Consider the following 12,248-nt stretch of genomic DNA (forward strand, 5'->3'; position numbering starts at 1 on the left):
GAGCGCCGCGGTCGGGCGCCGCAGCGCAGCGCCGCGGCTGAAGGCCGCGGCGGGCCCGCTCCCGGTTCACGGGGCGGGCCGGCGTCGCGTCAGACGCTGAGCAGCTCGACCTCGAACATCAGCGTCGCGTTCGGCGGGATCACGCCGCCGGCGCCGCGCGCGCCGTAGCCGAGCTGCGGCGGGATCACGAGCACGCGCGTGCCGCCGACCTGCATGCCCTGCACGCCTTCGTCCCAGCCGCCGATCACGTGGCCGGCGCCGAGCGGGAAGCTGAACGGCTGGCCGCGGTCCTTGCTGCTGTCGAACTTGCGCCCCTTGGCGCCGTTCTCGTAAAGCCAGCCGGTGTAGTGCACCCTGACGTGGCGGCCGGCGGTCGCGGTGGCGCCGCTGCCGGCGACGGTGTCTTCGTACTGCAGGCCGGAGGGGGTCGTGATCATCGTGCGGCTTTCGTCGTATTCGGGTCGCGGATGATGCCAGCTGCCCAGGGCGCGTGCCTGCGAGGCACCGCGCGCCCCTTGCCGCGTGGCCGCCGCGGATCGGGCTTCGCCGCTCCGCTGGCGGCGCCCCCTCGAGCGGGAGGCGCCGAAGGCGCTGCGGGGGTGGGGCTACGCCAGCGGTTGACGCACGAGGTTCATGATCTGCCCGGCGTCGAGCGTGCGCGCGCGCTGCTCGATCTGCGGCAGGTACTGCTGCTGCAGCTGCCTGGCCGGGCCGAGCAGGCCGGCGAAGGTGTCCTTCAGCACCGCGGTGCTCATCTGCCGCCCGCCGCCGTAGTAGCGCTTGGCGAGCTGGCCGAGCGCGTAGGTGGTCGCGAAACTGAACGCGACGCCGGTGGCCGCGCGCCCGACGCCGCGGCCGACGCCGCCGGCGACCTTGCCGAGCAGCCCGCCGATCAGCTTGCGGCCGAACTGCTCGAGGTACTGCGACGTGAGCCCGACGCCGGCGGTGGCGAGGAATTCCTTGATGTGCCCCTGGTCGAGCGTGACGCCGTAGCGCTGGCCGATGCCGTAGACCAGCTTCATCTGCAGCGGGATGATGGCCATCGTGGCCCAGTTCTGCGGCAGCAGCTCGAGCGCGCCGCACAGGATCGCGTGGTTGAGGATCGACTGGTCGAGTGCGGCCGACTCGGCGTCGCTCAGCAGCACGGTGGCCGGCGCCGGGCGCGCGGGTGCCGACGCTGCGGCGGGGGCCGTCGCGGCCGTGGTGCCGCGGGTGGTGCCGATCGCGGCCACCGTGCCGCCTTCGGGGTGGTCGATCGCCTCGGCGAGCGCGTCGGCCTGCGCCTCGACGGCCGCGGTGCCGCCGTCGGCCAGCCCAAGCGTGCGCTTCAGTTCGGCGAGGAAGGCCGCCTCGGCGGCGCTCTTGCTGCCGTCGGCGTCGACGACGCACACGGCGACTTCGTAGGCGAGCTGGCGGTGCTCGGGCGCGCGCAGCTCGCCGGCGGCCTGCGCGAGCGTCAGCCGCTTGAGCAGCACGTCGTGCACCAGCGTGCCGACGTGCAGTCCGGCCGCACTCGCGCCGAGCGAGTCGGCCAGGCGGCGGATCTCTTCGCGTTCGGCGTCGGCCTTGGCACCATCGGCGAACGCAGCCAGCAGCGCGATGCCCAGCAGCGCGCGTTGTTCACGGGGGTCCATCGGGGGAGGTTCCTTTCGTTCGTGGGAATACGGCCTGTCGGCGCGGCAAAGCCCGCATCAGACCGCGGCGCGCAGCCAGCGTTCCGTCCACGCCGCCACCGCGGCGGCGAGCCAGTCGGCCACTGTCGTCGCCGACGGCGCCGGGTCGCCGAGGCCGAGCACCGAGGCCGCCGCGCGCAGCGCGGCCGGCGGCTGCGTGACGTCGAGCGGGGGCGCGCCGGTCTGCTTGCTGAGCTTGTCGCCGTGCGCGTCGCGCACCAGTGGCGTGTGCAGGTAGCGCGGCGTCGGCAGGCCGAGCAGGCGCTGCAGGTGGATCTGCCGCGGCGTGTTGTCGGCCAGGTCCTCGCCGCGCACGACGTCGGTGATGCCCTGCGCGGCGTCGTCGACGACGACGGCGAGCTGGTAGGCCCACGGGCCGTCGGCGCGCTTGAGCACGAAGTCGCCGACCTCGTGCGTGACGTCCTGCCGCTGCGCACCCAGGCGCCGGTCGTGCCACTCGATAACCACGGGGTCGTCGTCGCGGCCGACGATCACGCGCCACGCGCGCGCCGGCTTGCCCTTCAGGCCGCCGCGCTCCGGGCGGCAGGTGCCGGGGTAGACGCGCTCGCCGTGGCGCGGCGGCTTGCGGCCCGCGGCGGCGAGTGCGTCGTCGATCTCGCGCCGGCTGCAGCCGCAGGGGTAGGCCAGCCCGGCATCGACGAGGCGCTGCAGCGCGGCAGCGTAGGCGTCGCCGCGGTTCGACTGCCAAGTGGGCGGTGCGTCGGCGGCGAGTCCGAGCGCGTCGAGCTGGCGCAGGATCTCGCGGTCGGCGCCGGGCACGCAGCGCGGCGTGTCGGTGTCTTCGAGTCGCACGAGCCAGCGGCCGCGGTGCGCGCGCGCGTCGAGCCAGCTCGCCAGTGCGGCCACCAGCGAGCCGGCGTGCAGCGGCCCGGTGGGCGACGGCGCGAAGCGGCCGACGTAGGACACGCGCGCGGTGGTGCTCAATCGACCGGCTGCGGCAGCCCGCCGTGGCGTTCGAGCAGCGCCTTGCGCGTCGCGGGGCTGTCGAGCTGCCGCAGCCACCACTGCAGCGCCAGGCCCAGCGGCGCGCGCGCACCTTTGGCACCGCTGCCTGTGCGCCAGGCATACGCGAACGCGCCCTTGGCGCGCGGGCGCTGCACCGGCTTGACGACGAGGTGACCGGCGCGGATGTGCTGGCGCGCCAGCGGCTCGGGCACGAACCCGCAGCCCAGGCCGCGCAGCTGCGCCTCGATCTTGGCCTGCACGGTGGCCACCGTGAACACCTCCTGCCCGGGCAGCAGGTTGACGGTGAGCGCCGACAGGCGCTGCGCGCTGTCGGCCACCGCGACCGCGCGGTGGTGCACGAGCTCGGCGTCGGGGAGCGGCCCCTCGTATGCTGCCAGCGGGTGGTGCGGCGCGACGGCGAAGACGAAGTCGATCTCGCCCAGCGGCCGGATCTCGACGCCGGGCGACGGCGGCGTCTCGGCCTTGACGCCGATCGCCAGATCGGCCTGGCCCGACATCAGCGCCTCCCAGGTGCCGTTGAGCACCTCGGTGCGCAGCCGCAGCCGCGTGCCGGGGCCTTCGGGGGTCGCGTCGGGCGTCTGGCCGCGCGGGGGCTTCGGGCGCAGCGCGAAGAAGGCCTCGGCGAGTTCGAACAGCGTCAGCCGCGAGATCACGCCGTCGGCGGCCACCGTCAGCTGCGTCTCCCAGCCGGTGGCCACGCGGCGCACGCGGTTGGCCACCGCGTCGAGCTGCGCGAGCAGCCGACGCCCCTCGGCGACGAGTTCCTCGCCGGCCGCGGTCAGCCGTGCCTGCCCCGTGCGGCGGTCGAACAGCAGCACGTCGAGCGCCTCCTCGAGCTGGCGCACGCTGTAGGTCAGCGCCGAAGGCACCTTGCCGAGCTCGCGCGCCGCCGCAGCGAAGCTGCCGGTGCGAGCGATCGCGTCGACCATTGCGAGGGCGTCGGGCGTCAGCGCGCTGCGGCTCGTCGGCATGACTTCATCATATTTGAACGCCTGCTTCAACGCGCCACCCCCGCACGACGGCGCGCCGGGCCCAACATGGCGACCATCGCAAGGAGGCCCTGCCGATGATCACGATCCGCAAGTCCGAGTCCCGTGGCTACGCCGACCATGGCTGGCTGCGCTCGTACCACAGCTTCTCGTTCGCCGACTACCACGACCCGGCGTTCATGGGCTTCGGCAACCTGCGCGTGATCAACGAAGACCGCATCGCCCCGGGCACCGGCTTCGGCACGCACGGCCACCGCGACATGGAGATCGTCAGCTACGTGCTCGACGGCGCGCTCGCGCACAAGGACAGCATGGGCCACGGCGCCGCGATCACGCCCGGCGAGGTGCAGCGCATGAGCGCCGGCACCGGCGTGCTGCACAGCGAGTTCAACCACGCGACCGACCGCGAGACGCACTTCCTGCAGATCTGGATCCTGCCCAGCGACCGCGGCATTCCGCCCGGCTACGAGCAGAAGCGCTTCACCGACGCCGACAAGCGCGGCCGGCTCAAGCTCGTCGCGTCGCCCGACGGCCGCGATGGCGCGTTGACGATCCACGCCGACGCGGCGATCCACGCCGGGCTGTTCGACGGCGACGAGGCGGCGACGCTGCCGGTAGCGCCCGGCCGTCTGGCCTACGTGCACGTCGCGCGCGGCGAGGTCGAGGTCAACGGCCGGGCGCTTGCAGCCGGCGACGCCGCGATGCTGCGCGACGAGGCGCGCGTCGAGATCGCGCGCGGGCGCGGCGCCGAGGTGCTCGTGTTCGACCTCGCGCGCTGAAGTCACCGATTCCCCGACGGCAGCGCCTGGCGCGCCGCTGAGGGCCGCTCTTTGCCCGTTCCGTTCGTCTCACTTCCAGGATTCTCACGATGAATTTCCAGATGTCCGCGGCCGTCATCGGCCGCCTGCTGCTCGGCGGCCTGTTCCTGCTCGCCGGCCTCGACAAGTTCGGCGGCCTCGAGGGCCTGGCCGGCTACATCGCCAGCCGCGGCCTGCCGCTGCCCGGTGTGCTCGCACCGGCGATCGCGGTGTTCGAAGTGATCGCCGGGCTGGCGCTGATCGCCGGCTGGCAGGCGCGCTGGAGCGCGCTCGCGCTCGCGGCGTTTACGCTGCTGGCCACCGTGCTGTTCCACAACTACTGGGCGATGCCCGCAGAGCAGCAGATGGTGCAGCAGCTGATGTTCATGAAGAACCTGGCGATCGTCGGCGGCCTGCTGATGGTCGCGGCGCTGGGCGCGGGCCCGGCCAGCGTCGACGCGCGCCGCGCATCGCAGCGCCTGGCCGCGGCCTGAACGGTCGTCGTCTTTCCCTCCACGTTCACGCAGTCAAGGAGTCGAGTCCATGAGCAAGATCGTCATCGTCTACCACAGCGGCTACGGCCACACGAAGAAGGTCGCCGAGGCGGTGGCCGAGGCCAGCGCAGGCGCGCTGCTGGCCATCGACGCCGAGGGCAACCTGCCCGAGGGCGGCTGGGAGCGGCTGGCCGAGGCCGACACCATCGTGTTCGGCTCGCCGACCTACATGGGCGGGCCGAGCTGGCAGTTCAAGAAGTTCGCCGACGCGTCGAGCAAAGCGTGGTTCACGCAGCAGTGGAAGAACAAGCTCGCCGCCGGCTTCACAAACTCGGCGACGATGAACGGCGACAAGCTGTCGACGCTGCACTACATGTTCACGCTGAGCCAGCAGCACGGCATGCTGTGGGTCGGCACCGGGCTGATGCCGAGCAACAGCAAGGCCGCCACGCGCAACGACGTCAACTACGTCGGCTCGTCGTCGGGACTGATGACGACGACGCCGTCGGACGCATCGACCGACGAGATGGTCGCCGGCGACCTGGCCACCGCGCGCGCCTTCGGCCAGCGCGTGGCCGAGGTCACGGCGCGCGTCGCGCCGGCGCTGCGCTGAGTCGCCTTCGTCGGCCGCTGGCGAGGTGGCCGACATGGCGTATCGTCGGCTCCCGTAGTCGTCTCGGGGGCCGACGATGCCAACCTCTTCGCCTGGCGCTACGCCGCTCGTTCGCGAGGCGCTCACGGGGCTCGTTCAGCACCCGTTGCGCGCTTTCCTGCTGGGCAGTGCCGCGGCGGGCGTCGTCAGTGCGTTGGTCTACTGGGCCTATGCCGCGTGGGCGCTGGGCCGCCTCGCGCCGCCGCCCGACGAGGCGGTGGCCGCGTCGGTCGCCTTGGTGCTCGGCACCGCGGTTTCGTTCGCCGGTGCGCTGGTGGCCATCGTCATCGCCAGCGTCGCGCTGCGGCTGCAGCAGGCACAGGACCGGCGCGAAGACCTGCAGGCGAGCATCGATCTGCTGCGCCTGCTGTCGGAGGAGACCTCGCGCTTTCTGACACCGTATGCGCGTGCGTTGCAGTCGGCGCGCAAGCTGCTGGCCGTCGTCGAGATCCACCGCGATTCTTTCTGGGCGCCGCTGGACCGCCAGCGCTTGCTCGACCCGGCCTACGCCGCCGACCCCGCCGTGAAGGCGCAGATCGACTTCGTCGTGCCCCATTTGGCGTCGATCGCTGCAGCGCTGCGGTCGATGAGCGAGCAGCTGTCGCTGCTGCACACCGACTCGCACGCCAACCCGTTCGCCAGCGCGGTATTCCAGCGCACGCTGGGGCATCGCAAGTGGTGCACCGATCCTGGGGGCGCGCCGTCGGGCGAGGTGGGTCTCGACGCGCTGCCGACCGTGTGTGCCTGGCTGGAGCTCAAGGCCCGGCGGCTCGACGGTCTGGCCGCCGCCCCGACCGGCGACCTGCTCGGTGCCCTCGCCACGGCGCGCATGCTGGCCAACTCGGCACGCACCCAGCATGGCGAGCCGTTCGACGATGCGGCGGTGCGTGGCGTGCTGCTGCTCGGTTTCCTCGCCGATGCCGACGCGGCGCAGGACCTACGCACGGGTCGCGAGCTGCGCCCGCCGCTGGCCGAGCTGCTGCACGCCCTCGCATCGGCTTACGACGCGCAGCGCGTGCGGCAAGCGCTGTGTGCCGTGCTGGCCGACCATCCGCTGCTGGCGGCCAGTGCCGAGCGTTTCGTCGCTCTCGTCCCGAGCCCGGTCGACGCACAGATGCAAGCCTGCCTGACGCGCTACGGTGCGCTGCGGCCGCGCGTGCGCCTGACCGCCAACGGCTTCGCGTGAGCGCGCGGGCGCCGTTGCGGCACCGGGTGGGTGGGCGCATCGCCGCGGGCAGGGTGCGGCCCGGCACGTCGCCTCACGGCGGCGCAGGGGCCGCCAGGAAGCTGCGTACGACCTCGACGGTGCGCCGCGGGTCTTCTTCATGTGGCACGTGCCCGAGGTCGTCGAACACGACGAGGGTGCTGCCGGGAATCTGCTGCTCGAACCAGCGCCCCACCGACGGCGGGATCAGGCGGTCACGCCCGCCCCACAGGATCAGCGTCGGTGCACGGATCGTCGCGATTCGCTCGGCGCCTTCGCCCGGCTGCCACTGCGCCAGGCGCTGCGCGAGCGCGCGGCGGTTACCTTCGCGCACCGTCAGCTCGAAGTAGCGGTCGACCAGTTCGGGCGTCACGCGCTGCGGGTCGCCGTAGACGCTGGCGACGCTGGCGGCGACCATCGCGCGCGGCAGCACGTGTTCCATCACGCGGTTGAGCAGCGGCGTGCGCGCGACGATCCAGCCCACCGGGAGGGTCTGCCGCTCGAATGCCGGGCCCGCGGCGTCGACGAGGATCAGCCGCTCGACACGCTCGGGCGCCATCAGCGCGACGCGCCACGCGACCTCGCCGCCGAGCGAGTTGCCGCCGATCGCGAAGCGCGCGACGCCCAGGCGGTCGAGCAGCGCGAGCGTGAAGCGCGCGTAGGTTTCGCCGCGGTAGTCGCCGCTGGTACTCGGCCCCGTCAGGCCGAAGCCGGGCAGGTCGAAAGTGATGACGCGGCGCTGGCCGCGCAGCGCGGCGACCCAGCCCTCCCACGTGTGCAGGCTCGACGAGGTGCCGTGCACGAGCACCAGCGGCAGCGGGTCGCTGCGCGGCCCCTCGTCGCGCAGGTGCACGAGCTGGCCGTCGAGGTCGACGAAGTCCGACGGCGGCGGCGCCCAGCGCGCGACCAGCGTCTCGACCGGCCGCTCGGGCGCGCGCGACAGCATCACCGCGAGCGCGGTGAGCACGAGCAGCGCCCCGACGAGCTTGACGGCGAGCGTCTTCATCGCGTGAAGTATCCCCTCGCCCGGCGCGCTCGCCGTCGCACGCTTTCGCTACCATCGCGCGCCGTGCGTTCGGCAAGGAGGGTGTGCGATGGCGATGGACGTGGTCGACTACGAGATCCGCGGCGAGGAGATGCAGCTCGTCGAGGTCGAGCTCGACCCCGGCGAGGCGGCGGTCGGCGAGGCCGGCAGCCTGATGTTCATGGACGCCGGCATCGCGATGGACACCGTGTTCGGCGACGGCCGCCCGCAGCAGGGCGGGCTGCTGGGCAAGCTGCTCGGCGCGGGCAAGCGGCTGGTGACCGGCGAGTCGCTGTTCACCACCGTCTACACGAACCAGGCGCGCGTCAAGCAGCGCGTCGCGTTCGCCGCGCCGTACCCGGGCAAGATCATTCCGATGTCGCTGGGCGCGCTCGGCGGCACGCTGATCTGCCAGAAGGACGCGTTCCTGTGCGCGGCGCGCGGCGTCAGCCTGGGCGTGTACTTCCAGCAGCGGCTGTCGGCGGGGTTCTTCGGTGGCGAGGGCTTCATCATGCAGAAGCTCGAGGGCGACGGTCTGGCCTTCGTGCACGCCGGCGGCACCATCGTCGAGCGCGAGCTGCAGCCCGGCGAGACGCTGTTCGTCGACACCGGCTGCGTCGTCGCGTTCACGCCGAACGTGAGCTTCGAGGTGCAGTTCGTCGGCAAGGTCAAGACGGCGCTGTTCGGCGGCGAGGGCCTGTTCTTCGCGAAGCTCACCGGCCCGGGCCACGTTTGGCTGCAGAGCCTGCCGTTCTCGCGCCTGGCCTCGCGCGTGTTCGCCGCCGCGCCGCAGATGGGCGGGCGGCGCGAGGAGGGCTCGATCCTGCCGGGCTTCGCCGCCGGGGGGCTGCTCGGCGGCGTGCTCGGCGGCGACGACGAGTAGCGGCGCCTCAGGCGAGGCCGAGCCGCTCGAGCGTCAGGCCATGGGCCCGCTGGTGCGGGTCGGCCCACGCATCGAGCACGTCGAGGTGGTGGCGGCCCGGCACCTCTTCGCACACCGGCACGGCGCGCTCGCCCCAGCGCCGGCGGATCAGCCGGTTCTGGCGGCGGAACTCCTCGCTCTCGTCGCTGCCGACGAGGGCGACGAGTTCGCCCGCAGCGGGCGCCGGAAGCCGCGCCGGGCTGAGGCGTCGCACGTCGGCGGCGCTGAGCCGCAGGTCCGCGGCGATGAACGGCGCATGGCGCAGCGGCTCGAGGTCGAACACGCCCGAGATCGCGACGGCGCGCGTCACGAGGTCGGCCGGCAGGTCGTCGGCGACGTCGCGCCAGCGGGTGAGCATCAGCATCGCCGCGAGGTGACCGCCGGCCGAGTGGCCGGCGACGACGAGGCGGCGCGCATCGCCGCCGAAGCGCGGCGCCTCGCGCCACACCCACGCCAGCGCCCGCACCATCTGCAGCGTGATGTGTGCGACCGTGACGGCCGGCGCGAGCGCGTAATTCGGCACGACGACCATCGCGCCGGCGTCGACGTAGGCCGGCGCGACGAACGACTGGTCGGCCTTGTCGAGCGCGCGCCAGTAGCCGCCGTGGATGAACACCAGCACCGGCGCGCCGGCGCGCTTCGGCTCGAACACGTCGAGCGTCTCGCCGCCGCCGTCGCCGTAGCGCTCGTCGAGCGCGCAGCGCAGCGACTGCCGCGCGGCCAGCGAGTCGCGCTGCCAGCGCGCGAAGATCTGCGGGTGCTCGGGGATGCGCGCGCGGTTGTTGTACTGCGCGTCGAGCCAGGCGGGGGCAGGGCGGGACGGGGGCATCGCGGATCTCCCGGGGCGGCGCGAGGCGTTGACGCGCCAAGGGCTGGACGGTACGGCCTGATCCATGCGATTGTGGGCGAAGCAAGGATCCGCGCCACCCCGTCGCGCCCGCAGCGCGGGGCGGGGTCAGCCGCGCAGGGCCGCCGTGCGCGTCACCGACCGACGCCGCGGGTGTGCCGATGCACGAAATCGCTGACGGCCGCGATCAGCGCGCCGGGCTGGTCGCGGTGCGGCGAATGGCCGCAGGCGGGCAGCTCGAGCAGCTCGGCGTGCGGCACGCGCCGCCGGATGCCGCGGATCTGCTCGAGCGTGCCGTACTCGTCGTCGACGCCCTGCACCGCGAGCAGCGGGCAGCGGATGGCCTCGATCTCGGCCTCGATCGACCACGCGCGAAACGGCGGGTGCAGCCAGATGTCGTTCCAGCGCCAGAACGCGCGGTCGGGGTCGTCGTGGTACTTCGCGAGGCGCTCGCGCAGGTCGGTGTCGAGGTACGCCTGGCGCGCCTTCGCGATGCTCGCGACCGACAGGTCCTCGACCATGATGTGCGGCGCGAGCACGATGCAGCCGGCCACGCGCTCGGGAAAGCGCGCCGCGTACAGCAGCGCGATCGAACCGCCGTCGCTGTGCCCGAAAAGCCACACCGGCTGCACGTCGGGGTCGATGCGCAGCGCGGTCAGCAGCGCCGGCAGCACCTCGTGCGCCTGGCGGTGCATGAAGTCCAGACCCCAGGCCTGCTCGGGGCCGAGCAGCTTCGAGCCGCCGTAGCCGGGGCGCGAGTAGACGAGGCCGCGGCAGCCGAGCGCGTCGACGAGGCGCTGCGGGAAGTCCTTCCACATCGCGACCGAACCGAGCCCCTCGTGCAGGAACACGACGAGCGGCGTGCCGGCGCGCTCGCGCGCGAGCCAGCGGTGCTCGACGCTGACGCGCAGGCCGCACCAGTCGATGTCGACGAACTCGAGGCCGCTCACGGTTGGGGGGTCACGGCGCGGCGCGTTCGCGCTCGCGCAGCTTGAAGCGCTGGATCTTGCCGGTGGCCGTCTTCGGCAATTCGTCGATGAACTCGATCTGCCGCGGGTACTTGTACGGCGCGAGCTTGTCCTTGACGAAGGCCTTCAGCTCGTCGGCGGTGGCGGTGCCGCCGGGCTTGAGCACGACGAAGGCCTTGGTCTTCGTCAGCCCTTCGGCGTCGGGCACGCCGATGACGGCGGCTTCGAGCACCGCCGGGTGCTGCACCAGTGTGGCCTCGACCTCGAACGGGCTGACGTAGATGCCGCTGACCTTGAGCATGTCGTCGCTGCGCCCGGCGTAGGTGTAGGTGCCGTCGGCGTTGCGCACGTACTTGTCCCCGCTCTTGGTCCAGCCGCCCTGGAAGGTCTCGCGCGTCTTCGCGCGGTTGCCCCAGTACATCAGCGCGGCCGACGGGCCATGGATGTAGAGGTCGCCCGGTTCACCGTCGGGCACGGGGCGGCCGTCCTCGCCGCGCAGCTCGATCTCGTAGCCCGGCACCGGCCAGCCGGTCGTGCCGTAGCGCACCTGGCCCGGGCGGTTCGACATGAAGATGTGCAGCATCTCGGTCGAGCCGATGCCGTCGACGATGTCGACGCCGAAGTGGCGGCGGAAGCGCTCGCCGAGCTCGGCCGGCAGTGCCTCGCCGGCCGACGACGCCAGCCGCAGCGCGACGTCGCCGCGCGCGGGCAGCGCCGGCGACGCGAGCATGCCCGCATAGCCGGTCGGCGCGCCGTAGAACACGGTGGGCTTGAGCCCGGCGACGCCGCCCGTCCAGCGCTTGAAGACGGCGTCGGGCGTCGGGCGCTCGGCCATCAGCAGCGTCGTCGCGCCGACCGACAGCGGGAAGGTCAGCGCGTTGCCCAGCCCGTAGGCGAAGAATAGCTTCGCGGCCGAGAAGCACACGTCGTCCTCGCGCAGACCGAGCACGCCCTTGCCGTACAGCTCGGCGGTCCAGTACGGGTTCGCGTGCGAGTGCACGGTGCCCTTGGGGCGGCCCGTCGAGCCCGACGAATAGAGCCAGAACGCGGAGTCGTCGGCGCCGGTGGCGGCGGGTTTGGGCAGCGGCGCGTGGTCGGCGACGAACGCGTCGAAGTCGACCTGGCCGAAGTGCAGCGGCGCGACGGGTCGCGAGACGATCACCTTGCCCACCTCGTGGTCGCTCTTGACGAGCGCCCCTTCGAGCACCGGCAGCAGCGCGCCGGAGACCAGCACCGCCTGCGCGCGCGAGTGCTCGAGCATGTAGGCGTAATCGTCGGCGGTTAACAGCGTGTTGACGGCCACCGGCACGACGCCGGCGTACAGCGCGCCGAGGAAGGCCACCGGCCAGTCGGTGACGTCGTGCATCAGCAGCAGCACGCGCTCCTCGCGCCGGATGCCCAGCGCGCGCAGCCCGGCGGCCAGGCGCTTCACACGCTCGTCGAGCGCGCCGTAGGTCAGCGTGCCGAGGTCGTCGACGAACGCGGCCTTGGCTGCGCGCGGCGCGTTCAGCGCGAGCAGGTGCTGCGCGAAATTGAACGCCTCGGGGGGCGGCGTCACGCCGGCGGGCGGGTGGAGCGGCATCGGGCTCATCGGGGGTGTCTCCGTGCGCCGGTCAAAACCGGCGAGATGTAGTGAATGAAAGAGTCATACGTTGAAGGCTTAGCCAGCTACGGCGGCCCCGAGTCATGCG

At 72.9% G+C, this 12,248-nt stretch carries 13 protein-coding genes; 5 read left to right on the forward strand and 8 right to left on the reverse strand.

Annotated elements, in window-relative coordinates; genetic code table 11:
- Positions 1-89: 89 nt before the first annotated feature.
- From DRV96_RS11905 to DRV96_RS11920, 4 genes are all read right to left on the reverse strand, one after another.
- Positions 90-437, reverse strand: a complete 348-nt coding sequence (locus DRV96_RS11905) for an FKBP-type peptidyl-prolyl cis-trans isomerase (protein ID WP_119291299.1) — start codon at positions 435-437, stop codon at positions 90-92.
- 168 nt (positions 438-605) lie between these two features.
- Entirely contained in the window at positions 606-1,634 is a 1,029-nt protein-coding gene (locus tag DRV96_RS11910; RefSeq protein ID WP_119291302.1) for a YcjF family protein, read from the reverse strand.
- A 57-nt stretch (positions 1,635-1,691) separates the two neighbouring features.
- Positions 1,692-2,618, reverse strand: a complete 927-nt coding sequence (gluQRS, locus tag DRV96_RS11915) for a tRNA glutamyl-Q(34) synthetase GluQRS (protein WP_235823375.1) — start codon at positions 2,616-2,618, stop codon at positions 1,692-1,694.
- Positions 2,615-3,631: a LysR substrate-binding domain-containing protein gene (locus tag DRV96_RS11920; protein WP_119291304.1), complete on the reverse strand. Its 1,017-nt coding sequence runs from the start codon at positions 3,629-3,631 to the stop codon at positions 2,615-2,617. The genes gluQRS and DRV96_RS11920 overlap by 4 nt, the downstream gene beginning before the upstream one ends.
- A gap of 95 nt (positions 3,632-3,726) precedes the next feature.
- On the opposite strand from DRV96_RS11920, the gene DRV96_RS11925 reads away from it, so the two are divergent.
- The 4 genes from DRV96_RS11925 (at position 3,727) to DRV96_RS11940 (ending at position 6,778) form a co-directional block, all read left to right on the forward strand.
- Positions 3,727-4,428 (forward strand): pirin family protein, encoded by a 702-nt coding sequence (locus DRV96_RS11925; RefSeq protein ID WP_119291306.1) that lies wholly within the window; start codon positions 3,727-3,729, stop codon positions 4,426-4,428.
- A 101-nt stretch (positions 4,429-4,529) separates the two neighbouring features.
- Positions 4,530-4,940, forward strand: a complete 411-nt coding sequence (locus DRV96_RS11930; RefSeq protein ID WP_235823376.1) for a DoxX family protein — start codon at positions 4,530-4,532, stop codon at positions 4,938-4,940.
- A gap of 49 nt (positions 4,941-4,989) precedes the next feature.
- On the forward strand, positions 4,990-5,553 hold the full coding sequence (locus DRV96_RS11935) for a flavodoxin family protein (protein ID WP_119291311.1): 564 nt from the start codon (positions 4,990-4,992) through the stop codon (positions 5,551-5,553).
- A 145-nt stretch (positions 5,554-5,698) separates the two neighbouring features.
- The gene (locus DRV96_RS11940) at positions 5,699-6,778 is read left to right on the forward strand and encodes a hypothetical protein (RefSeq protein WP_119291313.1); all 1,080 of its coding nucleotides are present in this window, start codon (positions 5,699-5,701) and stop codon (positions 6,776-6,778) included.
- A gap of 73 nt (positions 6,779-6,851) precedes the next feature.
- On the opposite strand, the gene DRV96_RS11945 is transcribed toward DRV96_RS11940, so the two are convergent.
- Positions 6,852-7,802, reverse strand: coding sequence for an alpha/beta fold hydrolase (locus DRV96_RS11945; RefSeq protein WP_119291315.1), 951 nt, complete (start codon positions 7,800-7,802; stop codon positions 6,852-6,854).
- An 88-nt stretch (positions 7,803-7,890) separates the two neighbouring features.
- Here DRV96_RS11945 and DRV96_RS11950 point away from each other — a divergent pair, with 88 nt between their 5' ends.
- The gene (locus DRV96_RS11950; RefSeq protein ID WP_119291317.1) at positions 7,891-8,703 is read left to right on the forward strand and encodes a TIGR00266 family protein; all 813 of its coding nucleotides are present in this window, start codon (positions 7,891-7,893) and stop codon (positions 8,701-8,703) included.
- Between the two features lie 7 nt (positions 8,704-8,710).
- Here DRV96_RS11950 and DRV96_RS11955 read toward each other — a convergent pair whose 3' ends face one another.
- The 3 genes from DRV96_RS11955 to DRV96_RS11965 form a co-directional block, all read right to left on the reverse strand.
- On the reverse strand, positions 8,711-9,571 hold the full coding sequence (locus tag DRV96_RS11955) for an alpha/beta hydrolase (RefSeq protein WP_119291319.1): 861 nt from the start codon (positions 9,569-9,571) through the stop codon (positions 8,711-8,713).
- 152 nt (positions 9,572-9,723) lie between these two features.
- A complete protein-coding gene (locus DRV96_RS11960; RefSeq protein WP_119291321.1) occupies positions 9,724-10,539 on the reverse strand; it encodes an alpha/beta fold hydrolase in 816 nt (271 codons plus the stop codon).
- A 10-nt stretch (positions 10,540-10,549) separates the two neighbouring features.
- Complete coding sequence (locus DRV96_RS11965; protein ID WP_210757033.1) at positions 10,550-12,148, reverse strand: benzoate-CoA ligase family protein; 1,599 nt, start codon at positions 12,146-12,148, stop codon at positions 10,550-10,552.
- Positions 12,149-12,248 lie beyond the last annotated feature (100 nt).

The sequence above is a fragment of the Azohydromonas sediminis genome (genome assembly GCF_003574675.1).
GTDB lineage: Bacteria > Pseudomonadota > Gammaproteobacteria > Burkholderiales > Burkholderiaceae_C > Calidifontimicrobium > Calidifontimicrobium sediminis.